The 23,649-nt window shown below is 69.4% G+C and carries 23 protein-coding genes and 1 tRNA gene; 12 read left to right on the forward strand and 12 right to left on the reverse strand.

The window, feature by feature from the left end; translation table 11 throughout:
• Positions 1–7 precede the first annotated feature (7 nt).
• The 3 genes from ACFXPL_RS01335 to tgmB form a co-directional block, all read right to left on the reverse strand.
• On the reverse strand, positions 8–328 hold the full coding sequence (locus ACFXPL_RS01335; protein ID WP_384910526.1) for a DUF6087 family protein: 321 nt from the start codon (positions 326–328) through the stop codon (positions 8–10).
• Positions 329–396: 68 nt separating this feature from the next.
• A complete protein-coding gene (tgmC, locus tag ACFXPL_RS01340; protein ID WP_384910529.1) occupies positions 397–1,560 on the reverse strand; it encodes an ATP-grasp peptide maturase system methyltransferase in 1,164 nt (387 codons plus the stop codon).
• A complete protein-coding gene (gene tgmB, locus ACFXPL_RS01345) occupies positions 1,557–2,519 on the reverse strand; it encodes an ATP-grasp ribosomal peptide maturase (RefSeq protein ID WP_384910532.1) in 963 nt (320 codons plus the stop codon). Before tgmB ends, tgmC begins: the two co-directional genes overlap by 4 nt.
• Positions 2,520–2,657: 138 nt before the next feature.
• Here tgmB and ACFXPL_RS01350 point away from each other — a divergent pair, with 138 nt between their 5' ends.
• The 3 genes from ACFXPL_RS01350 (at position 2,658) to ACFXPL_RS01360 (ending at position 5,267) form a co-directional block, all read left to right on the forward strand.
• The gene (locus ACFXPL_RS01350; protein WP_384910535.1) at positions 2,658–3,413 is read left to right on the forward strand and encodes an XRE family transcriptional regulator; all 756 of its coding nucleotides are present in this window, start codon (positions 2,658–2,660) and stop codon (positions 3,411–3,413) included.
• Positions 3,406–3,873, forward strand: a complete 468-nt coding sequence (locus tag ACFXPL_RS01355) for an NUDIX hydrolase (protein WP_384910537.1) — start codon at positions 3,406–3,408, stop codon at positions 3,871–3,873. Before ACFXPL_RS01350 ends, ACFXPL_RS01355 begins: the two co-directional genes overlap by 8 nt.
• A 488-nt stretch (positions 3,874–4,361) precedes the next feature.
• A complete protein-coding gene (locus ACFXPL_RS01360; protein WP_384910539.1) occupies positions 4,362–5,267 on the forward strand; it encodes a hypothetical protein in 906 nt (301 codons plus the stop codon).
• 78 nt (positions 5,268–5,345) lie between these two features.
• On the opposite strand, the gene hppD is transcribed toward ACFXPL_RS01360, so the two are convergent.
• Positions 5,346–6,527: a 4-hydroxyphenylpyruvate dioxygenase gene (gene hppD / locus ACFXPL_RS01365; protein WP_384910542.1), complete on the reverse strand. Its 1,182-nt coding sequence runs from the start codon at positions 6,525–6,527 to the stop codon at positions 5,346–5,348.
• A 130-nt stretch (positions 6,528–6,657) separates the two neighbouring features.
• Here hppD and ACFXPL_RS01370 point away from each other — a divergent pair, with 130 nt between their 5' ends.
• The 4 genes from ACFXPL_RS01370 to ACFXPL_RS01385 all read left to right on the forward strand — a co-directional run bounded on the left by ACFXPL_RS01370 (position 6,658) and on the right by ACFXPL_RS01385 (position 9,407).
• The gene (locus tag ACFXPL_RS01370) at positions 6,658–7,128 is read left to right on the forward strand and encodes an Lrp/AsnC family transcriptional regulator (protein WP_384910545.1); all 471 of its coding nucleotides are present in this window, start codon (positions 6,658–6,660) and stop codon (positions 7,126–7,128) included.
• A gap of 78 nt (positions 7,129–7,206) precedes the next feature.
• Entirely contained in the window at positions 7,207–7,806 is a 600-nt protein-coding gene (locus ACFXPL_RS01375) for an ArsR/SmtB family transcription factor (protein ID WP_384910548.1), read from the forward strand.
• A 51-nt stretch (positions 7,807–7,857) separates the two neighbouring features.
• On the forward strand, positions 7,858–8,055 hold the full coding sequence (locus ACFXPL_RS01380; protein ID WP_384910552.1) for a hypothetical protein: 198 nt from the start codon (positions 7,858–7,860) through the stop codon (positions 8,053–8,055).
• Positions 8,052–9,407 carry an MFS transporter gene (locus ACFXPL_RS01385; protein ID WP_384910555.1) on the forward strand — a complete coding sequence of 452 codons (1,356 nt, stop codon included), beginning with the start codon at positions 8,052–8,054 and terminating at the stop codon, positions 9,405–9,407. The genes ACFXPL_RS01380 and ACFXPL_RS01385 overlap by 4 nt, the downstream gene beginning before the upstream one ends.
• Here ACFXPL_RS01385 and ACFXPL_RS01390 read toward each other — a convergent pair.
• The 6 genes from ACFXPL_RS01390 to ACFXPL_RS01415 form a co-directional block, all read right to left on the reverse strand.
• Positions 9,361–10,173, reverse strand: coding sequence for a S16 family serine protease (locus ACFXPL_RS01390; protein WP_384910558.1), 813 nt, complete (start codon positions 10,171–10,173; stop codon positions 9,361–9,363). The two genes, ACFXPL_RS01385 and ACFXPL_RS01390, sit on opposite strands and share 47 nt — an antisense overlap.
• A gap of 158 nt (positions 10,174–10,331) precedes the next feature.
• Complete coding sequence (locus ACFXPL_RS01395) at positions 10,332–10,973, reverse strand: helix-turn-helix domain-containing protein (protein WP_384910561.1); 642 nt, start codon at positions 10,971–10,973, stop codon at positions 10,332–10,334.
• Positions 10,974–11,485: 512 nt separating this feature from the next.
• Entirely contained in the window at positions 11,486–13,276 is a 1,791-nt protein-coding gene (locus ACFXPL_RS01400; protein WP_384910563.1) for a DEAD/DEAH box helicase, read from the reverse strand.
• A 181-nt stretch (positions 13,277–13,457) separates the two neighbouring features.
• A complete protein-coding gene (locus tag ACFXPL_RS01405) occupies positions 13,458–13,826 on the reverse strand; it encodes a type II toxin-antitoxin system death-on-curing family toxin (protein WP_384910566.1) in 369 nt (122 codons plus the stop codon).
• A complete protein-coding gene (locus ACFXPL_RS01410) occupies positions 13,826–14,023 on the reverse strand; it encodes an Arc family DNA-binding protein (RefSeq protein ID WP_384910569.1) in 198 nt (65 codons plus the stop codon). Before ACFXPL_RS01410 ends, ACFXPL_RS01405 begins: the two co-directional genes overlap by 1 nt.
• Positions 14,024–14,123: 100 nt before the next feature.
• A complete protein-coding gene (locus ACFXPL_RS01415) occupies positions 14,124–15,644 on the reverse strand; it encodes an MFS transporter (protein ID WP_384910572.1) in 1,521 nt (506 codons plus the stop codon).
• Positions 15,645–15,952: 308 nt separating this feature from the next.
• Here ACFXPL_RS01415 and ACFXPL_RS01420 point away from each other — a divergent pair.
• Positions 15,953–16,024: transfer RNA gene (locus tag ACFXPL_RS01420), tRNA-Cys, on the forward strand.
• A gap of 78 nt (positions 16,025–16,102) precedes the next feature.
• Here ACFXPL_RS01420 and ACFXPL_RS01425 read toward each other — a convergent pair.
• Entirely contained in the window at positions 16,103–17,005 is a 903-nt protein-coding gene (locus tag ACFXPL_RS01425; protein ID WP_384910575.1) for a hypothetical protein, read from the reverse strand.
• A gap of 157 nt (positions 17,006–17,162) precedes the next feature.
• On the opposite strand from ACFXPL_RS01425, the gene ACFXPL_RS01430 reads away from it, so the two are divergent.
• From ACFXPL_RS01430 to ACFXPL_RS01445, 4 genes are all read left to right on the forward strand, one after another.
• Positions 17,163–19,172 carry a cellulase family glycosylhydrolase gene (locus ACFXPL_RS01430; protein ID WP_384910578.1) on the forward strand — a complete coding sequence of 670 codons (2,010 nt, stop codon included), beginning with the start codon at positions 17,163–17,165 and terminating at the stop codon, positions 19,170–19,172.
• 96 nt (positions 19,173–19,268) lie between these two features.
• On the forward strand, positions 19,269–19,715 hold the full coding sequence (locus ACFXPL_RS01435) for a hypothetical protein (protein WP_384910581.1): 447 nt from the start codon (positions 19,269–19,271) through the stop codon (positions 19,713–19,715).
• Positions 19,712–21,592: an alpha/beta hydrolase gene (locus ACFXPL_RS01440; protein WP_384910584.1), complete on the forward strand. Its 1,881-nt coding sequence runs from the start codon at positions 19,712–19,714 to the stop codon at positions 21,590–21,592. Before ACFXPL_RS01435 ends, ACFXPL_RS01440 begins: the two co-directional genes overlap by 4 nt.
• Positions 21,589–22,212: a hypothetical protein gene (locus tag ACFXPL_RS01445; RefSeq protein WP_384910588.1), complete on the forward strand. Its 624-nt coding sequence runs from the start codon at positions 21,589–21,591 to the stop codon at positions 22,210–22,212. Before ACFXPL_RS01440 ends, ACFXPL_RS01445 begins: the two co-directional genes overlap by 4 nt.
• Before the next feature lie 31 nt (positions 22,213–22,243).
• On the opposite strand, the gene mycP is transcribed toward ACFXPL_RS01445, so the two are convergent.
• Positions 22,244–23,620, reverse strand: a complete 1,377-nt coding sequence (mycP, locus tag ACFXPL_RS01450) for a type VII secretion-associated serine protease mycosin (protein ID WP_384910650.1) — start codon at positions 23,618–23,620, stop codon at positions 22,244–22,246.
• Positions 23,621–23,649: the final 29 nt, after the last annotated feature.

Here is a 23,649-nt window from a genome sequence, read left to right on the forward strand (position 1 = left end):
CTGAGAGTCAGCGCCGCTCGGGTCCGGATGCTTGAGGCTTTCGGTGTCGGCCGGTGCCTGGGCCGAGGGGCCTGGGGGCCGGGCCCGGCTCCCGCGCCGGAGTCTCGATCTTCGAGTCGGGGTACTGGATGCGCTTCGCCTCCGCGAGGTTGGCCGCGAAGCCGTGCGCCTCCCACGCGTGCCCGTTCCACCGCTGGATCAGGCGAGGCGCCTCGGGTTTCACGTGCCCGGCCTGCGGGCCGTCGCCGGGGACCAGCGGGACGGCGCGGAGCCGTCCGATCCTGGCGTCACGGCGGTCCGCCCACTCGGACAGCGGTTCATCGTCCATTCCGCTTCCCTATGACTCGACGGCTGCTCATCCGCGAGGATAGCGCCTCGACGAAGGCCCTCCTCGGCTCAGTCGAGGCGGTGCTCCCAGGTCAGGTCAGGCGCCCCTTCGATCCAATAGTGGTGCGACGCCTGAGTGATGCGGAGGTGAACGGAGTCGATCTCGGGGTTTCCTGCTGCCTCCCAGGCGACGAGCGCCTCCTCGATCCGGTCCCACAGAGGCACAGGGCCACCCTGCCGAACCGTCCACCTGCCGTCATGGGCGATGAACTCGGCGAAGGACTCCCGGTCGGGGTCGAAGAGGTAGAGCAGGGGCGTTCCGTCGCTTCGGGCGGCACGGACGAGATGTGTGCCGGGCGCGGCGAGCTGGGCGAGGAAGGCCGGCATCCAGTCGTCCAGGAGGGTCGGCGGCGCCTTCGTTTCCCTCTCGCTGTCCGCGTAGGCGGTGCGGGCCGACAGGTCGCCAGCTACCGGCACGACAGCCTGGGAACGTGCCTGCATGAACGAGGAGCGACCGATGATCCGCCCTTCCGCGTTGCCGTTGTCGTCCACGGTGACCTTGGCCAGGGCGGTCCCGTACGGCCAGGAGCCCACGGTGCTCAGGATGACGCCGCCGGGCTTGGTCTGGCGGACCCAGATGTGCGGGATGCGCCGGACGGCACAGGCGGCGATCACCCGATCGTACGGAGCGCGCCGCGGGTGCCCCAGGAGGCCGTCGCCGTTGGCAGTCCACGCCGAGAATCCGAGCGTTTCCAGCGCCGCATCCGCGCGCTCGGCCACCTCCGGGTCAACCTCGACCGTGGCCACGTTGTCCGCGCCGAGGTAGTGACACATGAGAGCGGAGGAGTATCCGGTGCCGGTGCCGATCTCCAGCACCCGGTGGCCGGACTCCAGGCCGAGGCTCTCGATCATGCTGATCACGGTGGCCGGCGTAGTTGAAGAGGACGTGGGCACCCCAGCAACCGGCTCGCCCGCCTGGTCGGCGGTCAGGTGGCCGTCGAGCTGGGTCGTGAGGGTGTCGTAGCTGTACGCGATCTTGAGCCACTCGGCGGCGTTGGTGCCGGTCGCCGTGACGGGCCTCCAGGTGCCGCCCTCGTCGAGGAACACCCCAGGGTGGAGGAACATCTCGCGCGGCACGGCTTCGACGGCTGCACGCAGCCAGGGCGACGTGAGGACGCCGTTCTGGTCCAGCAGCTCGGCGAGGCGGCGACGCTCGGGGCCGGAGTCGGTCATCGGCTTTCTCCTTGTGAGAGCAGGTCGGCGAATGCGGCGGACATCGGGAGGCCGGTCTCCGTCTCCAGCCACCCCCACTGGCCGTTCGGGTTCAACTCCAACCACCAGTAGTTGCCCTCCCGGTCCACCGCGAGATCGAAGCTCCCCGATACCAGACCGAGGAACTCCAGGTAGCGGTGCAGCGCCTTGTTCACCCGGTCGGGGAGGTGCTCGACGCTGTAGGTGAGCGCGCTGTAGTCCTTGCGCCAGTCCAGCAGATCGGACTCGATCCGTACGGAGAACGTGTGCCGGCCGACCACAAGGGCACGGATGTCGGCGACTTTGTCAACGCAGGCCTGGAACAGGTGCGGGGTGACGCGCATGCTCTCGTCGATCTCCTCGGCGGACACGGGGTCGGCCCAACCGGTGACCGGTACTCCATCTCGCGTGTACGGAGTCCAACGCAGCGTCTTGAAGAGCACGTCGCCCCGGACGCTGGTGATGAAGTCGCGTGCCTCGTCAGGGTCGTTGGTGACCAGGGTCGCGGGGACGGCGAGGCCGAGCCGCTGGGCAAGGGCGAGCTGTGCGGGCTTGTAGTCGGCGGCGGCGATCCGCTGGGGATGGTTCACCCACAACGGGCAATCCATTGCGTAGAGGAGGCCGCCGAGCCCGAAGCGGACTTGTGCGGCCGCGAACCGGGCGTCATCCGATTCGAGGTGCGAGAAGGAGGGCCATTCGGGACGGCGCCAGTACACGGATCGGACGCGGGTCAGGTCGGCGGTCCTCGACGGGGTGCGCACCCGCCCAGCCATGGAGGCCGGGCGGGTGCCGAACCGAGCCGAGACCGTCAGACCGGCGCCGATGTCCGCAGGGTTGAACCGGACCACGGGTACGCTTCGCCGGTTCAGTTCGGTGATCACCATGTCGGCGGTCGGATCATCCGCCTCGGTGGCCACCAGGACCGGCTTCTCCTCGGTCATGTCCTCAGTCCTGCTCGGAGTCCTGGTCGCCCACCAAGACTTCCGCCCCCGGTGGTGCGTTTCTACGCCGTTTGACGAACGTTAGGAACGAAGCAGAGCTACCGTCTGAAACGTTCCTAACGTCCCAAGGGGGTGGCCGTGAACGAAGCGCTTCGCCGCGCCATGCTTCATGCTCGAATTAGTGATCGACAGTTGGCCGAGAGGTGCGGTGTCGACATCAAGACAGTTGGACGGTGGATCACTGAGACGGGAAGGATTCCCAGGGCCCGGCATAGGTGGGCTGCCTGCGAAGTACTCGGCGAGGAGGAGGCAGCACTCTGGCCCGCAGCCGCCGCAAAGGCAATAAAGGTCGGTCCGGACCGTGAGATTGTTTCCGCATACCCATATCGGTCCGGCTGCCCGGCGTCGCTATGGCGCTCACTGATCGCTGGCGCCGAGGGAGAAATAACCTTCGCGGGTTACACGAATTACTTCCTATGGCTCGAACAAGCCCAACTCGGCGCCTCACTAAAGCGCAAGGCAGCCCAAGGGTGCCGAGTACGTTTCCTGTTAGGTGACCCTGAAGGCGAACTTACGCGATTGCGCGAGAAAGATGAAGGCGTGACGCTCACCCTGTCCACTCGCATCCGTGTAACACTTGCCGAGTTGGAGAAGATCAAGGGGCAGCAGGGCATTGATGCGAGATATAGCGGAGGTAACGCCTACTTGTCTGTCTTCCGCTTCGATGACGACATGATCGTCACGCCTTTGCTGACTCACAACGTGGGGCATGACGCCCCTACGCTACATCTGCGCCGCTATCAGGATGACGGCATATTCGATCGCTTCGTCTCTCACGTTGAGGAATTGTGGAACCGGGGCACTGCGGTATGGGGGGATAGTCATCATGGGTAGGCGTGACTACGAGAACGATCCGAACGCTCCGACTGCCAACAGCCTGGTCCCGGCCGCATCAGTCGTTGTCGTTGACGATACCGGGCGCGTGCTACTCCAACGGCGAGTCGATAACGAAATGTGGGCGCTTCCCGGAGGAGCCATGAACATCGGAGAGTCTTTGCCGGACTGTGCAGTCAGAGAGACGCGCGAAGAAACCGGAATCAATATTGAGGTCATCGACATCGTAGGCACGTACACCAACCCCCATCACGTATTCGCCTATGACGATGGTGAAGTGAGGCAAGAATTCTCTGTCTGCTTCCTGGGGCGTCCCACATCTGGGAAACTAGCCGCTTCGGAGGAATCCACGGACGTTCGTTGGTTCAAGCCCGAAGACGTAGATTCCCTTCCCATGGTCTCCAGCATCCGTAAACGCCTGAATGACTGGCGATTTGGTCACATGCCAGCAGCGCGATAGCTGGTTGCGAATCGCACTGGGATTCCCCAGGAAAAGGGAAGCCCCCCGACGACCACTCAGCGCGGGCAGCCATCGGGGGCCGTCCGCGCGGCGGAGCCAGCCTCCATGGTGCCGCGTAGCCTCTCCGCGACAAACCTGGGGGCTTGAGCTTCGGACTTCGGACTTCGGGGCAAGCCGGCGTGAGGCGCTGCGCTGGGAGATGGAGGGTGGTGGGGCGGCCCGGGGCTTGAGCTTCGGGGGTCGAGTCCTGCTTGTGAGGAGTGGTTGGTTCTTGTTCCCACCCACCCTCCCTGCCCCGGATGTTGACTTTTCGCGACCGGGTTGCCACGCAGGGTGAGATCCGTCTACCGTGCCCCTGAACGAAAGCGGCCTCCGCCCGGTGTTAGCGCACCTGACGGAGACCTCACCAGCTAGATCAAGAGGCGATCTTTGTGGCTGCTCCGCAGTTTAGTGTTGCGCCGCCGCGCGTGCACTCCCCTTCCTGTTCGATGGCCAGTGCCGGGTACGGCAAGCGTTCGGTTGCCGGTCAACCGGGCCCCTCCGCCGATGACTTCGCGCTGCTGCCCGGGCGTGAGGCGGCCATCGCCGGGTTCATCGACCGGCTGCCCGACGGGGCCGATATCTCGGTGAAAGCCCTGGCCAAGGTGATGGAGTACGGGCAGTGCGCCTTACGGACGGCTCTGAACTTCCTTGAGCGGGCCGGACGTCTCCTCCGGCGACGTGAGTTCCTGGTGGGAACGGGCGGCGGGCGTTGGGTCACCCGTACGTGGTTCTCGCGCGCCGCCCGGAGTGGTGACGCCTGGGGTGGTGACGCCTCGGGTGCGGGGGTCGATGCGGGCGCGTCGGCCACAGGGGCGGCGACCGTCGCGGCACCGGACCAAGCCCGGACTCACACACCCGCCCCGGTCGCGGCGCCCGGTGCGCGGGTGGGGCGGTCGCGGGGGTATCTCGTGCTCGCCTCCGTCGGGCGGCGGTGTCCCGCGCTGTCGTTGTCCGCCGCCGACTGCGCGGCGCTGGAGCCGCTGGCCGCCGAGTGGTTCGTACGCGGGGCCGGTGAGGAGGAGGTGCTGCGCGCCCTCACCGACGGGCTGCCCGTACCCGTACACCACGCGGCCGGGCTCGTACGCTCCCGGCTCACCGCCAAGCTGCCGCCCGAGCCGGCGGATATGCCAGTGGTGCCGAATCGGGTGGCACCGGCCGTGGTGGAGTGTGGCACTTGTCGGGCGCCGGGGCAGCCGGAGGCATTTGTCGACGGGGAGTGCGGCACCTGCCGGGGTGGGGGCATGCCCGTACGCCATCCCGCCGCGCTGCCACCGGACCGGGTCCGGGCCCTCGCCGCCGAGGCACGGAGCGCCGCCGCCCACGGGAAGCGCGCCACGGCCCGGCACGGCTGAGCGGGGCCCGGCCGGGAGGACCGGGCCCCGCTCAGCCGCGTACGGCGGGCGGGGACGCGGGTCCCCCCTCCCCCGCCGTCAGAGGTTGCCGCGCTTCTCCTGCTCGCGCTCGATCGCCTGGAAGAGCGCCTTGAAGTTGCCCTTCCCGAAGCCCATCGAGCCGTGCCGCTCGATCATCTCGAAGAAGACGGTCGGCCGGTCCTGGACCGGCTTGGTGAAGATCTGGAGCAGATAGCCGTCCTCGTCGCGGTCGACCAGGATCTTCAGCTCGCGCAGGGTGTCGACGGGCACCCGGGTCTCCCCGGCCCACTCGCCGAGGGTGTCGTAGTACGAGTCCGGGGTGTCCAGGAACTGCACACCGGCGGCCCGCATCGTCCGTACCGAGGCGACGATGTCGTTGGTGGCGAGCGCGATGTGCTGAACGCCGGCCCCGCCGTAGAACTCCAGGTACTCGTCGATCTGCGACTTCTTCTTCGCGATCGCGGGCTCGTTGATCGGGAACTTGACCTTCAGGGTGCCGTCGGCGACGACCTTCGACATCAGCGCCGAGTACTCGGTGGCGATGTCGTCCCCCACGAACTCCTTCATGTTCGTGAAGCCCATGACCGTGTTGTAGAAGCTCACCCACTCGTTCATCCTGCCGAGTTCGACATTGCCCACGCAGTGGTCGACGGCCTGGAAGGTGCGCTTGGCGGGGGGCTCGACGATCGGGTCGGCAGCGCCGAAGCCGGGCAGGTACGGGCCCTCGTAACCGGAGCGGTCGACCAGGGTGTGCCGGGTCTTGCCGTACGTGGCGATCGCGGCCAGGACGACGGTGCCGTGTTCGTCCTTGATCTCGTACGGCTCCTGGACGCCGTGGGCGCCGTGCTCGGTGGCGTAGGCGTACGCGGCGCGCGCGTCCGGGACCTCGATGGCGAGGTCCACGACGCCGTCGCCGTGCTCGGCCACATGGGCGGCGAGGAAGCGGCCCCACTCCGTGGCCGGCTTGATGACGGACGTGAACACGAAGCGGGCGGAACCGTTGGTCAGGACGTAACTCGCGGTCTCACGGCTGCCGTTCTCCGGGCCCGCGTAGGCGACGAGCTTCATGCCGAAGGCCGTGGAGTAGTAGTGCGCGGCCTGCTTGGCGTTGCCGACGGCGAAGACGACCGCGTCCATTCCCCTGACCGGGAAGGGATCGGCCTCGCGCGCGGTGCCGGGCGCCGGGTCGGGGGTGGTGCCGGGGGTGCCGAGAGTGCTGTGCGTCGAGGTGTCAGCCATGAGGTCAGCGTCACCCCGTTCCACAAGGTGCGCAACAGTTCGCGTTTTCCCTGGGCATTCTGTACAGCGAATCGCCAGAATGACGGGCCGATCCGCACAGGATGACCATGCTGGAAGAGGGAGAAGGACCGTGGGTATCGACGGGCTCGACGGCAGGCTGATCGTGCTTCTCGCGCAGGAGCCCAGGATCGGGGTGCTGGAGGCGTCGCGCCGGCTCGGCGTGGCGCGCGGGACCGTACAGGCGCGGCTCGACCGGCTCCAGTCGAACGGGGTCATCCGGGGGTTCGGCCCGGCCGTCGACCCGGCGGCGCTCGGCTACCCCGTCACGGCCTTCGCCACGCTGGAGATCAAGCAGGGGCAGGGCACGGACGTACGGGCCCACCTGGCGGGCGTCCCCGAGGTGCTGGAACTGCACACCACGACCGGCGAGGGGGACATGCTCTGCCGCCTGGTCGCCCGCTCGAACGCCGATCTCCAGCGGGTGATCGACCGGGTGGTCGGCTTCGACGGGATCGTCCGGGCCGCCACGGCGATCGTCATGGAGAACCCGGTGCCGCTGCGGATCATCCCGCTGGTGGAACAGGCGGCGCGGGACGACTGAGGAAGCGGGATCAAGCCGCAAAGACTTCGTTGCAAAGAACCTGTTGCAACGGAGTCTTTGCATGGTTACGGTGACACCATGCCCGAGCCCGAAGAGAAGAAGCCGCAGGAGCATCGCGAGCGCACCCTGGACGCCCGCTCGCTCCGTGGTCTGGCCCATCCGCTGCGCATCCGACTGCTGGGCACCCTCGGCCACGACGGCCCCGCCACCGCCTCCCAACTCGCCGCCCGGCTGGGCGAGTCCAGTGGCGCCACCAGCTACCACCTGCGCCAGCTCGCCGCGCACGGCTTCGTCGAGGACGACCCGACGCGCGGCAAGGGCCGCGAGCGGTGGTGGAGGGCCGCCCAGGAGGGGACACGGTTCACCGCGGACCTGCACGCGAACACCGACCCGGAGGTACGCGGCGCCGCGAATCTGTTCCTGCACGAGGTGGCCACCATCCACACCCAGGAACTCGCCACCTGGCTGGGCACCTCGGGCGACTGGCCGCTGGAGTGGTCGCAGGCCGCGGACATGAGCGACTTCACCCTGCGCCTGACGCCGCAGCAGCTCACCGAGATGAACAAGGAAATACACGCGGTCGCCGAGCGCTACCGCGTGACGGGGGCCGCCGCCGAGGATGCCCCGCAGGTCCGCATCCATCTGCACTCCTTCCCGCGCCGCAGCTCGGCGGACTGAAGCGGGCCGGAACAGAACGGCCGGCAGAAGCAGACTTCAGGGGGATCCACCATGCACGCCGACATCCATCTCACACTGCACGCCCTGCGCGCCACCGAACTGCACCGGGAGGCGGCCGAGTTCCGGGAAACCGCCGGGCACCGCCGGCCCCGTACGGACCTCCGTACCCGACTGGGCTGGTCGCTGGTCGAGTTGGGGCTGCGCCTCGTCAACCGCCCTGTGGCGCGCCCGAGAACGCACCTCGCATGAGCGGGCCCGGGAACGCTCGCGACAAGCGCCCCCGCGACCGGTGGCCCTTCGCCGCCACGCTCGCCGCCAACACCGTTTCCATAGCGGGGAGTTCACTGACCCTCATCGGGGTGCCCTGGTTCGTCCTCCAGACGACCGGCAGTGCGGCCGACGCCGGGATCGTCGCCTTCTGCGCGACGCTGCCGGTCGTCGTCTCCGCGATCATCGGCGGGCCGGTCATCGACCGGCTCGGGCGGCGGCGGGTCTCCGTCGTCTCCGACCTGGTCTGCGGTCTCGCCGTGGCCGCGATCCCGCTGCTGCACTACGCGGGCGCGCTGGAGTTCTGGATGCTGTGCGCGCTCATGGCCGTCAGCGGCCTCGTCCACACCCCGGGGCTCACCGCCCGCTACGTCCTGCTGCCGGACCTCGCCGAGCGCGCCGGGACGACCCTGCCGCGCGCCGCGAGCCTGTACGACGCGGCCTCGCGCGGCGCACGCATGATCGGCGCCGCGCTGGCCGGCGTACTGATCGCCGTGATGGGCGCGGAGGCGGTGCTGCTGCTGGACGCCGTGACCTTCGCCGGGTCGGCGGCGCTGATCGCCACCGGGCTGCGGGGAGTCCCCTCGGCGGAGCCGCAGCGCCTCGCCCCGGTCTCGCTCACCACGTACCGCACCGAACTCCGCGAGGGATACGCCTTCCTGGCCCGTACACGGCTGCTGATGGGCATCACGCTGATGGTGATGATCACCAACGGCCTTGACCAGGGCTGGAGTTCGGTCCTGCTGCCGGTCCACGCCCGCGACGAGCTGGGCGGATCGGCCGATCTCGGGCTGGTCACCGCCGTGTTCGGCGGCTCCGCGCTGCTGGGCGCCCTGTTGTACGGGGCGTACGGGGAGCGCTTCCCGCGCAGGGCCGTCTTCGCGGGCGCCTTTCTGCTCTGCGGGGCACCGCGGTTCGTGGTGGCGGCACTGACGGACGGGACCGTACCGCTGGCGGTGACCATGGCGGCCGGCGGTTTCGCGGCGGGTGTGCTCAACCCGATCCTCACCACCGTGATCTACGAGCGGGTGCCGGACGCGCTGCGCAGCCGGGTGTCCAGTGTGACCACGGCGGGGGTCGAGCTGACGATGCCGCTCGGCGGCCTGGCCGCGGGCCTCCTGGTCGAGCGCGCGGGCCTGGGCCACGCGCTGCTGGCCGTCGGCGGGGTCTATCTGCTGGCGACGCTGAGTCCGCTGGTCTTCCCGGCCTGGCGGTCCATGGAACGCCCGTCCAAGCCGACAGCCGAACGTCCCGGCTCCGACCCGGGCCCCGCGCCCGCCACGGATGTCAGCAGCTCGGGACCTGGTCCTTCCGCCCCTGCTCCAGCGCCGTGAGCGAGGACACCGCGCCCTTCAGTGTCGCGACCGGCACCAGCAGCATCCCCTTCGGCAGCTCGGCCTGAGCGTCCGCGCACTCCGCCTCCGGTACGAGGAAGACGGTCGCCCCGTCGCGCCCCGCCGCCTGGGTCTTCAGGGCCACCCCGCCGACCGGGCCGACCTTGCCGCCGTCGGTGATCGTCCCCGTACCCGCGATGGTGCGGCCACCGGTCAGGTCGCCGCCCGCGCCGTCGCCGTCGAGCTTGTCGACGATGCCGAGCGCGAAGAGCAGTCCGGCGCTGGGCCCGCCGACGTCGGCGAGGTGGAGGCTGACGTCGATCTTCGCCGGGTCCTTGCCGAGCAGGCCGAGGGCGGCCGTCGTCGCGGAGTCCTGCGACTCGACCATGTCCTGGGTGTTGTGCTTCTGGACCTGCTGGTCGGACTTGCCCGAGGGGTAGACGGCCTCGCGCGGCAGCACGGCCCGGTCCGCGCGGAACCAGCCCTCGGCCACATCGCCGAAGTCGACGTCGGTGGACGGCCCCGTCGCCTCGATCGTCGTCATCCGCAACTGCCCCTCGGTCTTCCGGGTGGGCGCGCCGCTGATCGTGATGACCGGCCGGTCCTTGTTCGTGCCGAGGACGTCCGCGGTCATCCCGGGCTGCGCCACGGCGTACGGCAGGGGCGCGACGCCGACGACGACGAAGAGCGCGACGATCGGGACGGCGCACACGACGAGGATGCTGGGGCGCGAGAGGCGAGAGAACCGCGGGAGGCGAGAGAACACGATGTCAATGTATCTGCCGCGCGCCGTCACCCGTCCGCCAGCGCTGGGCCTTCGCCGGTGCGGGGCCTTCGCCGGCGCTGGGCCTTCGCCGGCACGGGGCGCCCACCACCGAGGGGGGCGCCCGCCGGCACACGGCGTCCGTCAGCGCAGGGCGTCCGTCAGCGCAGGGCGTCCGCCACCTCGCGGGCCGCGTCGACGACGCGCGGACCGACCCGTTCCGGTACGGCGTCCGCGAGCATCACCACGCCCACGCTCCCCTCGATCCCGGTCACCCCGACCAGCGCCGCCGCCGCCCCGCTCGCGCCCGCCTCCAACTCGCCGCTGGTGAGGGTGCAGCGCGGCTCGGTGAGGACGCCCTGCCGGGCGGCGAGGATCGCCTTGCCGGCCGCGCCCCGGTCCAGCGGATGACGGAATCCGGCCCGGTAGGCCACGTGGTAGTCGGTCCAGGTCGGCTCCACGACGGCGACGGCCAGCGCCTCCGCCCCGTCGACGAGCGTCAGGTGCGCGGTCGCGCCGATGTCCTCGGCGAGCGCCCGCAGCGCGGGCAGCGCGGCCTCCCGTACCAGCGGATGCACCTGCCGGCCCAGGCGCAGCACGCCGAGGCCGACCCTGGCCCGGCCGCCGAGGTCACGGCGTACGAGCGTGTGCTGTTCGAGCGTGGCGAGCAACCGGTAGACGACGGTCCGGTTGACGCCGAGTTTGGTGGACAGCTCGGTGACGGTCAGCCCGTGGTCGGTGTCGGCGAGCAGCTTGAGGACGCGCAGTCCCCGGTCGAGCGTCTGGGAGGTCTCCGCGGTCACGACGCCCTCTCCTTCGGTGTGAGTTCGGAGCGAGTTCGGATGAGGTCTCCCCTGGTCGAGCGAGGCCGAGACCTTGGGGAAGAGTGACGACGGCGCTCTCCCCGCCCTGGAGCTTCTGCCGCGCCGGGTCCCGTTCCGGCGCCGCGCGGAGAGGCCACCGGCGGGCCATGGCACCACCGGCTGCGCTACGCGGCGGAGTTGCCACGGAGCGTTCACATTGCGGGGACAGTAACCATTCGGTACCGCTGAGCGGAAGCCCTCGTCCAGAATCCGGGCATGAGAGGCGAGTCAAACCGCGTTAACGGTAAATGTCCGACCGAACAGTGACGTTACGTGCCCACATACGACCCGTACGGTGACGACCGAGGGCCCCGGAGAGCAGTCATGGCCGCCACCCCGGGTCCGGGCGGCGGCCACGCTGTACATCAACCGTTACAACCGTCACGGCGTCTCGCTCATACCTCTACGACGTCCACACCTCACGCCGGTTCACGCCGGCTCACACCGACCGCTCAGCGCATCCGGGTGGCCCACTCCCCCACCTTCGAGATGCGCTCCCTGAGCTGCCCCGCCGTGGCCTCCGCGCTCGGCGGCCCGCCGCACACCCGGCGCAGCTCCGTGTGGATCGCCCCGTGCGGCTTGCCGCTCTGGTGGACGTACGCGCCGACCATCGTGTTGAGCTTCTTGCGCAGCTCCAGCAGCTCCTTGTGGGAGACGACGGGGCGCCGCTCGGCCGGCAGCTCCAGCAGGTCGGCCTCGGTGTCCGGCTTCTTGCGGCTGTGCGCGATCTGCCGGGCCTGCCGCTTCTGGAGCAGCAACTGCACCTGGTCGGGTTCGAGGAGCCCCGGAATGCCGAGGTAGTCCCGCTCCTCCTCGCTGCCCGGGTGCGCCTGCATGCCGAATTCGGCGCCGTCGTACAGCACCCGGTCGAAGACGGCGTCGGACTCCAGCGCCTCGAAGGGCAGCATGTCCTGCTCGCCGGTGTCCTCGTCCTGCTCGCGCTCCGCCTCCGCCATCTCCTTCTCGGACTCGGCGTAGGGGTCCTCCTCCCCCTCCTTCTTCGGCTTGTCGAGGACGTGGTCGCGCTCGACCTCCATCTCGTTGGCGATGCCGAGGAGGGTGGGGATGGTGGGCAGGAAGACGGACGCGGTCTCGCCGCGCCGCCGGGACCGTACGAAACGGCCCACGGCCTGCGCGAAGAACAGCGGGGTCGAGATGGTCGTCGCGTACACGCCGACGGCGAGGCGCGGCACGTCGACCCCCTCCGACACCATGCGGACGGCGACCATCCACCGCTCCTCGCTCGCCGCGAACTCGTCGATCCGCTTCGACGCGCCGACGTCGTCGGAGAGGACGAGCGTCGCCTTCGTCCCGGTGATCTCGCGGATGAGTTTGGCGTACGCGCGCGCCGCCTCCTGATCGCTCGCGATCACCAGTCCGCCGGCGTCCGGGATGCCCTTGCGCACCTCGGTGAGGCGCTGGTCGGCGGCGCGCAGGACGCTGGGCATCCAGTCGCCGCGCGGGTCGAGCGCGGTGCGCCACGCCTGGGAGATCGCGTCCTTGGTCATGGGCTCGCCGAGGCGCGCGGCGATCTCGTCGCCGGCCTTGGTGCGCCAGCGCATGTTGCCGCTGTAGCTGAGGAATATCACCGGCCGGACGACGCCGTCGCGGAGCGCGTTCCCGTATCCGTACGTGTAGTCGGCGGCGGAGCGGCGGATGCCGTCGTTGCCCTCCTCGTACGCGACGAAGGGGATCGGGTTGGTGTCGGACCTGAACGGCGTCCCGGTCAGCGCGAGGCGCCGGGTCGCGGGCTCGAACGCCTCCAGGCACGCCTCGCCCCAGGACTTGGAGTCGCCCGCGTGGTGGATCTCGTCGAGGATGACGAGGGTCTTGCGCTGCTCGCACCGGTTGCGGTGCAGCATCGGCCTGACCCCGACGCCCGCGTACGTGATGGCGACGCCGTCGTACTCCTTGCTCACCGGTCCCGCGCTGTACTCGGGGTCGAGCTTGATCCCCACCCGCGCGGCGGCCTCGGCCCACTGCTTCTTCAGGTGCTCGGTGGGCGCGACGACGGTGATCTGCTGCACGACGTGGTGGTGCAGCAGCCAGGAGGCGAGCGTCAGCGCGAAGGTCGTCTTGCCGGCGCCAGGGGTCGCGACGGCGAGGTAGTCACGGGGCTGCTCCTCTAGGTATCGGCCGAGGGCACCTTCCTGCCAGGCACGCAGCTTGTTGGCGGTGCCCCAGGGCGCGCGGCCGGGGAAGGCGGGCGAGAGGTGGTGGGAGGAGGAGGCGGTAGTAGTCACGGTCTCCGGTTCGGACGCTCGGACGTGGGGTTACGTGGGGGCTCGGCCGGACGCGTGAACGCCGGCGGGAACAGGGGCTTACGTACGACAACCGGGCCACCCTACCGGCGGGGTGACCCGGTTCTCGTACGAACGAGGCCGCGGACGGGCAGGTGCGACGGGCGCCACATCCGTGGATCCGTCACCGCGCGAAACGCGACAGCACCTCCGCGATCTTCGGCATCTCCAGATCACCCTGGCACACGCTCAACACAAACCGTTCCGCCTCGTCCACGTCGAAATCAGGACTCAGTGGATGCCCGTTCAGATGCAGGAAAACCCATGTGGCGTACCAGGCAATGCGCTTGTTGCCGTCCACGAGCGCATGATTTCGCGCCAGGGACTCCATCAGAGCCGCTGCCTTCTGCCACACGTCCGGATACGCGTCCTGGCCGAACACGCTCGCCTGCGGGCGACCCAGCGCCGAGTCGAGCAGCCCGTAGTCACGCACCTCGTCAGCACCGAGACGCTTGGCGAGTGCGAGCAACTCGGGAAGTGTCAGGTACTGCATCAGGCGAGCCTCCGGTTGAGCTCCTCACTCGCCGCCAGCACATGGTCCGCCGCCTCGTTGAAAAGGCGCGAACGCTCGTTTATGGCGGTGATGACCGCCTCGTGGGCGAACGACTGCATGCTGCGGCCCTCCGCCTCGGCGCGCTCGCGCAGTGCATTCAGCTCTTCGTCGGTGAACCTCAGATTCAGACCAGCCATGGCCGCATGGTACCGCGTGGTACCACGCGGCGCCGAGTTTTCGGTCCTCACCCGGCGGCACCAGCTCAGCGCACATCTACGCGGACCCGGCGGCACCAGTTCAGCGCACAGCTACGCGGACCCGCGTCGCCACCCACACCCCCACCAGCGCCACCACCGCCATCGGCAGGAACACCGCCGCGAACGCCGCCGGGTGCGACGCCGTGGCCGTCACGTCCGACGCGGCGTGGCCCGCCGCGCCCACCGCGCCGCCGCCCAGCGCCGCGAAGGCCGCGCCGCCCGCCGCCAGCAGCAGGACGTTCGAGAGGCCGTCGGAGATCTGGAGGGCCGCCGAGTTCGCACCCGCCTCCTCCGGCGCCGAGAGCTGGAGCAGCAGCACGCTCGTGGAGGCGATCACCGCGCCCATGCCCAGACAGCCGAAGGCCCAGGCGACCGCCACCACCCAGACCGGCACCGCTTCGATCAGCACGCTCGGCGCGACCGCGATGGCCAGCGCCACCAGCACCATGCCGCCCGCCATCAGCCGCCCCCGGTACGGCTCCATGCGCGGCCGGGACTGTACGTACGAGCCGAGCGCCCAGGTCGCGCCGCCGACCGCGAGCGAGAGCCCGGCCATCGTGGGCGACAGGCCGCGCTGCGTGACCAGCATGAGCGGTACGAAGCTCTCCGCCGCGATGAACGCCCCCGAGGCGACCCCGCGCAGCAGCACCACGGACGGCAGCCCGCGCGCCGCCCGCCAGGTCCCGCCCGGCAGCAGTACGAGGACGGCGGGCACGAGGAACGCCAGGCCCGCCACCGCCGGCAGGAGCGAGAGGACGCGCAGGTCCTGGCCCGCGTACTGGAGGAGCGCCGCACCCAGCGAGATCCCGAGGGCGAGCCGGATCCTGCGCCGGTCGAAGACGGCCGGCGGCCCCGACGGGTCCGCGGGCCCCGACGCCATCCGCCGGATCGCGGGCACCGCGAAGACCAGCGGCGGTACGACGAGAACGGGGATCCCGACGAAGACCCAGCGCCAGCCGAGGTGCTCGGTGACGGTCCCGGCGGCGAGCGGCCCGACGACGGACGGAACCACCCAGCTCGCGGCCAGCGCGGCCATCATCGCGGGCCGCAGCCGCTGCGAGTAGGCGCGGCTGATGACCACGTACAGCGCGACGATGACCAGCCCGCCACCGAGCCCCTGCACCGCCCGCCCCAGGACGAACAGCCACATGGAGCCGGCCGCGCCGGAGAGCAGCAGCCCGGCGGCGAAGGCGCCGACACCGGTGACGAGCGGCGCGAGCGGCCCGTCACGGTCGGACCACTGGCCGGAGAGCACCATGGCGAAGAGGCTGGTCGTGAAGTACGCGGAGAAGGCGAAGGCGTACAGCGACACGCCGTCCAGCTCACGCGCGGCGACCGGCATCGCCGTACCGACCGCGGTCGCCTCGAAGGCGATCAGCAGCACGACGGAGACGATGGCGATGCTGAGCGCCCGGTGTTCCGGCCCGAGCACACCGCCGCGCCACCCGGAGACGGGTGCGGGGACGGTGGCGGGGACGGCCGGAGGTGTGGCGCTGGGACCGGGTATCCCGGAGGGGGCAGCGGGGGCGACGTCGGCGTCGCCTGGTTCCAGTGCGGTCATTGCTTCAGAGTAAGGGGCGTATCGCAGGTTGGGCCCTGTCGCTGGATGGATCTTCGCCGGGCCCTTGGTCGTACGACTTCGCGCGGTGCGTCCGTACGTCACCGTGCATCTGTGCGTCCGCCGCGTCCGTGCGTCCGCGCGTCCGCGCGTCCGTGAACGGAGTGTGGCAGTCGCGTTGCACACCGGCGGAAAGCCTTGAGCGCCGCCGTCCGCCCTCGTACGGTCATGGACAGAAGGACGACGCAGGACGAAGTACGACCGAGCGCGACCAAGCATGACGAGACACGAAGAAATACAGCGAAGTGCACGGCCGTGTGCCCGAGTGGTTCAGGGGCTCGACTGCAACTCGAGTTACGTGGGTTCGATTCCCGCCACGGCCTCGGTTTCCGTACGCGTACGGGCCGCCCCGAGAACACCGGGGCGGCCCGTAACTCCGTCACCCCCTTCGCCAGGGGCGGCTACGGGGCGTCCGCGTAACGCTCGAAGCTCTCGGTGCCGGTGCCACCGGACGTCCACTCCACGCTGAGCGCGCCGTCGCCGAAGGTGAAGTCACCACCGCGGTCCTCCGACTCCACCGGCTCGCCGTCCCGGGAGCAGAGCAGCGCGAAGCGGTACTTCTTGCCCGGCTCCTTCACCGTGCGCAGGCCTCTGCACTCCAGACTGCCCTTGACGTACACCATCGTGATCTTGCTGTCCTTCTTGATGGTCTCGATGTCCTCGCCCTTGAGGACACCCAGGATCCCGCCGCCCGAGGAGGACCGCCACATCGCCTCCATGCCGGTGCCGGTGGGCCCGGCGTCGGAGGGCTCCGGGTCAGAGGGTTCAGGGTCGGACGGTTCGGGGGCGGCGGACTCCTCCGTCGCGCCGCTCGACGCGACGTCGGACGGGCCGACGCTCGCGGCGACGTCCTTGCCGTCACTCCCGCCCTCATCCCCGCCCCCGCTGGCCGCCAGCCAGACGCCGCCCCCGGCGAGCAGCACGACGGCGGCCACCGCACCGGCCAGCAGGACGGTTCCGCGCCGGCCGCCGGGACGCTGCGGGGGCTGGGGCGAGTGGGGTTGCTGGGGTATGTACGGCGGTGGGGCCCCCTGATAGCCCTGGTGCCCCGGGTTCCCCTGGAGCCCCTGCTGTCCTTGTTGTCCTTGCTGTCCTTGCTGTCCTTGCTGCCCTTGATAGCCGCCGTAGGCGGGCGGGGCCGGCTGTGCGTACGGGTTGCCCTCGACGGGAACCCCCTGCGGGGGCGCCTGCGGCTGAGGGGGAAGCGAGTACGGCCCCGGACGGTCCGGCTGCGCCGACCGGCCCGGCTGGTCCTGCGGAGCCCCTGAACCGTCGGGAGCAGGTGGGTACGGCGGCTGGCTCATCGGTCTCCCTCGCTGACGTACGGCATGATTGCAGGAGCAACGCCGGTCGGATCAGCATATGTTGACCGCCCGCCCCACCCACTCGCGCGCTCACCCCCGACGGCATCCGCAACGGAACTCTTGACTACCCGTCAGTAGCTGCTCCACTGTTGTGTCCATGACGACACCCGGGGCGGGACCCCGCACGGCACGTCGCACCACACGTCACAGCGCCACACGTCGTACGGCCCACAGGCCGACTCGAAGGCCGGCCCGCAGGTGCGCCCTGCTCGGCGCCGTGCTGGCGCTGCTGACGGGGGTCGCACTCGGCGGCCCGGGGACCGCCGCGGCGGAGAGCACCCGGGCCGCGCTGTGGTTCGACGACCGGGCGGCCACCGAGGTCTCCGTCAACGGCGCCCGGTTCACCGACGGCCACGGCCGCGAGGTCGTCCTGCGCGGGTTCAACGTCTCCGGCGAGACCAAACTGGACGAGAACGGCGGCCTGCCCTTCGCCGACGTGGCGGACGCCCGTAAATCCGCCGTGGCCCTGCGCTCGCTGACCGGAGGGAACGCCGTACGGTTCCTGCTCTCCTGGGCCCACGCCGAACCGGAGCCGGGCAGGATCGACACCGCCTACCTGCGCGGAGCCACCGAGCAGATCAGGGCACTCCTCGACGCCGGACTGCGGGTGTTCCCCGACTTCCACCAGGATCTTCACTCCCGGTACCTCTTCGACAAGGACAGCTGGTACACGGGCGACGGCGCGCCCCGATGGGCCATCGAGGCGGGCGGGTACCCGCGCGAGTCGTGCGGCATCTGCGTCCTGTGGGGCCAGAACATCACCCAGAACCAGGCGGTCAAGAGCGCGACCAGGGACTTCTGGAGCAACCGCGTCCTCGGCATTCCCGTCCGAACCGCGTTCCTCGACACCGCGCAGAAGACGATGACGTACCTCGCGCAGAACCTCGACGCGGACGAGTTCGCGGGCATCGTCGGCTTCGACCCGTACAACGAGCCGTTCGCGGGCGAGTACGCGGCCGGCCAGAGCAGCCGCGCCTGGGAACGGGACGTGCTCTGGCCGTTCTACGAGAAGTTCCGCTCCCGCATGGACGCGGCGGGCTGGCGCGACAAGCCGGTCTTCGTGGAGCCCAACATGTTCTGGAACGCCAACCTGGACTTCGCGCGCCACGAGGGCGGCCTCCTCGACGCGGGCACCGTCGGCGCGCGCTACGTCTTCAACACGCACTTCTACGACCAGAAGGCCATCTCCGGGGTCTTCATGTGGGGCAAGGCCAACGACGGCCAGTACTCCGGCGACTTCACGACCGTCCGGGACCGCTCGGCGGCGCTGGGCACCACCGGGATCGTCAGCGAGTTCGGCCACCCGCTGAACGGCATGACCGCCGACAAGGCACCCACCGTCAACAAGGCGCTGTACCAGGCGCTCGACTCCCGGCTGCCGGGGGCGGCCTGGTGGACGGGGGCCGCCCGCTCGGGGCCCGTGCTCTCGGGCACGCAGTGGCAGTGGGACCTCTACAGCGGGCGCCACCGCGAGGCGATGAACGGCAACCCCGACAAGATCCTCACCCAGGGCGACGCGTGGAACGACGAGGACATGTCCGCCGTCGGACTCGACACCTCGGGCCAGGCCGTACTGCGCCAGGACGCCCGGCTGCTGGACCGGCTCTACCCGGGCGCGGTGGCAGGCCGTACGGTCGCGTTCACGTACGAGGACCGCTCCCGCGACAGCGGCACGGCCCTGACCTGGAACCGGATCCCCGACACCCTGCCCAGCACCGCCCGCCTGGTGGGCACCGGGCGGTACGGAATCCTGGTCTGGCGCTCCGAGGGCGCGACCCGCGCCCCGACCCAGCTCCACCTGCCGAACGGTTTCACCCCCGCCACCACCACGGTCGTCTCCGACCTGGGCACGGCCACCGGCCTGCCCGCCTACACCGCCCAGGGCCAGACCGCCGACCACCCCCTGGCATCCGCCACGGAACCCGGCACCACCAGCGCCCAGCGCCTCCTGCTGACGGCCCCACCCGCGAAGGACACCGCGGGCACCCTCCACTACGCCCTGGTCGCGGAAGGCCCGACCACCCCGGAACTGCGGGCCGCGGCCCAGCGCGAACTGACGGCGTGGGCGGCGTCCGCCGCGTTCCCGGGGCTCCCGGCGGCCCCGTAAACCGTCACGCCCACAGCCCGTGTGCATCCGCATACGCAACGCATCCGATACCTTGATCCGGAGATCAGGACACGGGGGAAACGGGGGGACGCAGGCGTGACAACCAGCTCGCACTCGGACGAGTGGCAGCGGCTGTTCGACATGGCAGGCCGTGGTGGTGACGGCTCGACCGAAGCACGGATGTCGCTGGCCTCGGCCCCGACGGGAAACGCCGGTGGAGAGCCGGACCTGCGTCACAGCGACGGCCCGTGGACCAAAGCCGCCCGGGTCGCCGAGGAGTTGCACACCAGCATCACCACCGCGAAGAGCCGGCTAACCGCCGCGCATGGGAGTGCCGCCGCCGGCACCGAGGGGCTGGCAAGCATGGCCACCCTCAGCTCGGTGCTCACCTCGTGGGAGGAGCGGCTGAAGGCCGTCCAGGACGAGTGCGGTTCCCTCGCCCCGAAGTTGCGGCTGGTCGCTGACGGCCAGGGGGAACGCAACGCGGAGGTGAAGTCCTCCTTCGCCGGATTGGACAGGCCGACCGGAGGACAGGCGAAGTGACCGCTGTGCTGACATGGCAGCAGTTGCGCGACCTGAAGTACTCGGAACTCCAAGATGCGGCCGACGGCTGGGGCGTGGTGAGCAACCGGGCCGATGCCGCACGTGACCGGGTGAGCAACGAGATGACCAATCGGCTCGCGACGTCGCAGAAGGGCGAGGCGGCGAGCGCGGCGCTGAGACGGCTGAAGCAACTCGACCGGAACTTCGAGTATCTCTACACCGAGTGCGGCCTGATCCGTACGACACTGAACAGCCTGGCGTTCGAACTGAGCGACTCACAGACATACTTGAGGGGAGCCTTGGAGGAGGCGGTCAACCTCAAGTTCACCGTGCACCCGGACGGTTCGGTGAGTTACCCGGCCGGCGGCGAGAACATCATCGACGGCACCCGGCTTCCGGGTGGCAGCGCGACAGGCACATACGCCCCTTCGCTGGGCGCCTCTTCCGGGGCCCCGCCACTGGCTCCGCCCAACCCGAACCACGCCAAGGCCCAGGACATCGCCAACCGCATCCTCAAAGCGGTCAACGAGGCCCGGGAGACCGACAGACGCTTCAGCGAGACCCTGGCCAAACTCAAAGCGGCTCCCGGCCTCACGGTCGACACGAAGACCTGGACGGACGCCGCGGCGGACGCGGCAGCCGTCCGCGACGTGGCTGACGACTACCTGAAGGACAACATCCCGCAGGACAAATCCCCTGCGGAGTGCAGGGCATGGTGGGTCGGTCTCACACAGGAACAGCGGGAGGAGTACCGGGCTGTCTACCCCGATGTGATCGGCAACCTGGACGGAATCCCGGCGGAGACCCGAGACGCGGCCAACCGCGACAGCCTCCGATTACTGATCGGCAAGTTGGAGGGTCAGAACAGCGAGAAGGCGCAGACGCAACTGGACGGCCTGAAGTCGATCGACGCACAGCTCCGGGCGGACCCTGCGGAAGGTGTCCCCCCGATGTACCTGCTGGGCATCGGCGACCAGGGAAACGGCCGCGCGATCGTGTCCTTCGGTAACCCGGACACTGCGAGGAACGTCTCCGCGTACGTTCCGGGGCTGGGCACGGCGCTGGACGAGAGCTTCGCGAAAAACGATGTGAAGCGAGCGCGAGACACGGCTGTCGGCGCGGCAGCGTATGACGAGTCGAGCGCCGCGATCGTCTGGCTCGGCTACGACGCGCCCCAGCTCCCCGCCGAAAAGTTGACCGACAACGCGGACGTGATGTTCGAGCACAATGCCAGTGCCGGGGCGGATACGTACAACACATTCATGGCGGGCATCTCGGCGACCAACCAGAACGCCGACCCACATGTCACCGCGATCGGCCACTCGTACGGTTCCTTCACCGTGGGGCAGGCGGCACAGCAGAGCGGGGGCATCCCGGGCGCCGATGACATCGTGCTCCTCGGCAGCCCCGGCACCGGCGCGGACTCTGCCAAGGGCCTCGGCGTCGGCCAAGGCCATGTATATGTCGGCGCCGCGGACAACGACCCGGTGACCATGATGCCGAGCAGGGACGAGTCGAGCGCCCTCGGAGCCGGCGTGGCCGGCGGTGGCTCGGCCGGACTGGTGCTGGGGCTCGGCATGGGTGGCCCCGCAGGAGGCCTGGTCGGTGCTGCGGCAGGCAGCGTGGTGGGCGGCATCGCGGGCTTCAGATCCTCGGAGGACGAGAGCCAGATCTGGTTCGGCACCGACCCGGCACACGCGGACTTCGGTGCGACGCGTTTCAAGGTGGACGAGGGAGCACGCCCGTTCGTCGACGGGCAGGGCGCGACGCCGGCCCACTCGAACTACTTCAATCCGGAGAAGGACCCGGAGTCTGCCGACAACATCGCGAAAATTGTCGCGGGCCGGGATGGTCTCACGCTTCAGGAGCACCGATGACGAAGACACTGCGCTGCTCGCTGGCCGCAGCACTGGTGATGGTGGTGGCCGGCTGCGGCATCCCGGGAACCTCTTGGGGTGAGAAGGAGGAAAAACACGTGGTGAGCAAGATGAGTCTGCAAGAGGCAGCCGAGAAAGCTGACACAATCATGTTGGAAACCATCTCTTCGGTACAACCGCCTCTGAATTGGGTACATTACGCGCCCACTGAAAGCGGGTGTGGCGATTACACCATCGACGGCAAGACAACCGGGGCGGCAACTCGGCGTGCCGCCGTGATGACCGTCGTGTCAGAGGAGCGACGAGGCAACCTGCTCGGCGTACTGGAGCGGCTGTGGAAGAAGCAGGGATACGAAATCACCAGCACGAACCCCGCGAAGGAGACGCCTGCCATTTTCGCTCGGACACCGGAAGACTTCCGGATGAGCGTCAAGGTTGGCGCCAAGGGCCAGGTCTTCTTCTCCCTGGCAACTCCGTGCTTCATTGAGTCAGAAGTCGCCCCACCCAAGACCAAAGCCAATGGAACTCCCTTTGAAGGGCCGAAGGTCCCTTCCCCCTCCGTGCACTCCGACTTCTGGTCCGCGAGCACGCCTGCCCCCTCCACGCCTCCGGCCCTCTGAGGAGGCAACCAGCCTCAGTGTGAGGCCAGCCTCAAAGGCCGGGCCCTGGAGGCGCGTTACGGGGATCGCCCTGCACCTGCCCCTGCCCGGGCTGCGGCGGTGCGTAGGCCGGCGGGTACGGCGGCTGTTGTTGCGGGTACGGCGCGTAGGCCGGGGCAGGCGCCGCCGAGGCCGCTGCCGCACGACGACGGGACCGGACGACCGCTACGGCTACCGCACCGCCCAGAAGCACGGCAGCGCCCACGCCCACTCCGATCCAGAGACCGGTGTTACCGCCTCCGTCCGACGCGGCGGCGGGCTCCTTGGCGTCTTCCTTGTCGTCAGCGGCGCTGCCTGCCGCCTCGGAGGCCTCGGCCGCAGGAGAGGGCGACTTGGACCCAGCGGCCAGGAGATCCGGCAGGGGGTACTCGTCCGCCGGGCCCAGGTCACCGGGAGTGTTGATCGCTCGAAGCGGCCGGATGGCACCGTAGCCGACGTAGTCGTTGCGCTTGTTGCCGCTCGTCGGACCACCGGCCGTGTTGAGCATGGCGCGAAGAAGCTGGTTGTTGGTCCACTCAGGGTGCTTGGACCAGATCAACGCGGCGGAGGCGGAGGCAATGGCGGTCGCATCGCTGGTGCCAGTCGATTTGCAGAGACCCGTCGCTCCTGCGCAAGCGTGCACGATGTCCTTGCCGGGGGCGGCGAAGTCCACGGCAGGGCCCCACTGAGACTGCTCGGTCTTCTTGAGATCCTTGCCCACAGCGCCCACTCCGAGGACCCCAGGAGTAGCGGCAGGGTACGACAACGAGGAGTCACCGTCGTTACCTGTAGCGGCGAAGACCAAGGATCCCTTATCGAGGGCGTACTTGACTGCATCCGTCATCCGTTGGGAACCCTCACGCGTCGCCATCGAAATGTTGATGACTTTCGCTCCTGAATCAGCTGCATAGCGAATTGCAGTCGATACGGAGGTGTTAAATTGTTTGACGTTCAAGTCCCGGTTGGCATCCCATCCCACGTTAGGCATCCGAATGGGGAGGATCTTAGCTCCCGGAGCCATTCCGAATGCCCCGTCCCCTCCTCCACTCTTCCCCGTGCCGGCAATAATCGCAGAAATGCCAGTGCCATGACCTTTGTAGTCGGAGTGCTCATCGCCAGACTCTCCTGAAGCGAGGTCCGTGCCGTTGATGACCTGCCCGAGAAGGTCGGGGTTGGTGTCATCAACCCCCGTGTCGATGACCGCAACCGTCACCCCCTTGCCTGTGCTCACCTTCCAGATGTTCTCGGCGCCCAACGTATCGAGGTGCCACTGCTGCGATCGGATGGAATCCGCTTGCGCAGGCGCAGTGGCTGCTCCCGCCAGCAATATTCCCAGAGCGGCGGCGATCGCCGTCCTGCTTCGAATCCTTGAACGGCTGCCGATACGCATCTGCTTTCCCACACCGCTTCCCTGCGACA

Source organism: Streptomyces sp. NPDC059092 (assembly GCF_042756365.1).
Taxonomy (GTDB): Bacteria; Actinomycetota; Actinomycetes; order Streptomycetales; family Streptomycetaceae; genus Streptomyces.

Coding starts and splice junctions, on each gene's coding strand:
- ACFXPL_RS01335 (WP_384910526.1), bottom strand. CDS start 328: ATGGACGATGAACCGCTGTCCGAGTGGGCGGACCGCCGTGACGCCAGG.
- tgmC (WP_384910529.1), bottom strand. CDS start 1,560: ATGACCGACTCCGGCCCCGAGCGTCGCCGCCTCGCCGAGCTGCTGGAC.
- tgmB (WP_384910532.1), bottom strand. CDS start 2,519: ATGACCGAGGAGAAGCCGGTCCTGGTGGCCACCGAGGCGGATGATCCG.
- ACFXPL_RS01355 (WP_384910537.1), top strand. CDS start 3,406: ATGGGTAGGCGTGACTACGAGAACGATCCGAACGCTCCGACTGCCAAC.
- ACFXPL_RS01360 (WP_384910539.1), top strand. CDS start 4,362: ATGGCCAGTGCCGGGTACGGCAAGCGTTCGGTTGCCGGTCAACCGGGC.
- hppD (WP_384910542.1), bottom strand. CDS start 6,527: ATGGCTGACACCTCGACGCACAGCACTCTCGGCACCCCCGGCACCACC.
- ACFXPL_RS01375 (WP_384910548.1), top strand. CDS start 7,207: ATGCCCGAGCCCGAAGAGAAGAAGCCGCAGGAGCATCGCGAGCGCACC.
- ACFXPL_RS01380 (WP_384910552.1), top strand. CDS start 7,858: ATGCACGCCGACATCCATCTCACACTGCACGCCCTGCGCGCCACCGAA.
- ACFXPL_RS01385 (WP_384910555.1), top strand. CDS start 8,052: ATGAGCGGGCCCGGGAACGCTCGCGACAAGCGCCCCCGCGACCGGTGG.
- ACFXPL_RS01405 (WP_384910566.1), bottom strand. CDS start 13,826: ATGCAGTACCTGACACTTCCCGAGTTGCTCGCACTCGCCAAGCGTCTC.
- ACFXPL_RS01410 (WP_384910569.1), bottom strand. CDS start 14,023: ATGGCTGGTCTGAATCTGAGGTTCACCGACGAAGAGCTGAATGCACTG.
- ACFXPL_RS01415 (WP_384910572.1), bottom strand. CDS start 15,644: ATGACCGCACTGGAACCAGGCGACGCCGACGTCGCCCCCGCTGCCCCC.
- ACFXPL_RS01425 (WP_384910575.1), bottom strand. CDS start 17,005: ATGAGCCAGCCGCCGTACCCACCTGCTCCCGACGGTTCAGGGGCTCCG.
- ACFXPL_RS01430 (WP_384910578.1), top strand. CDS start 17,163: ATGACGACACCCGGGGCGGGACCCCGCACGGCACGTCGCACCACACGT.
- ACFXPL_RS01445 (WP_384910588.1), top strand. CDS start 21,589: ATGACGAAGACACTGCGCTGCTCGCTGGCCGCAGCACTGGTGATGGTG.
- mycP (WP_384910650.1), bottom strand. CDS start 23,620: ATGCGTATCGGCAGCCGTTCAAGGATTCGAAGCAGGACGGCGATCGCC.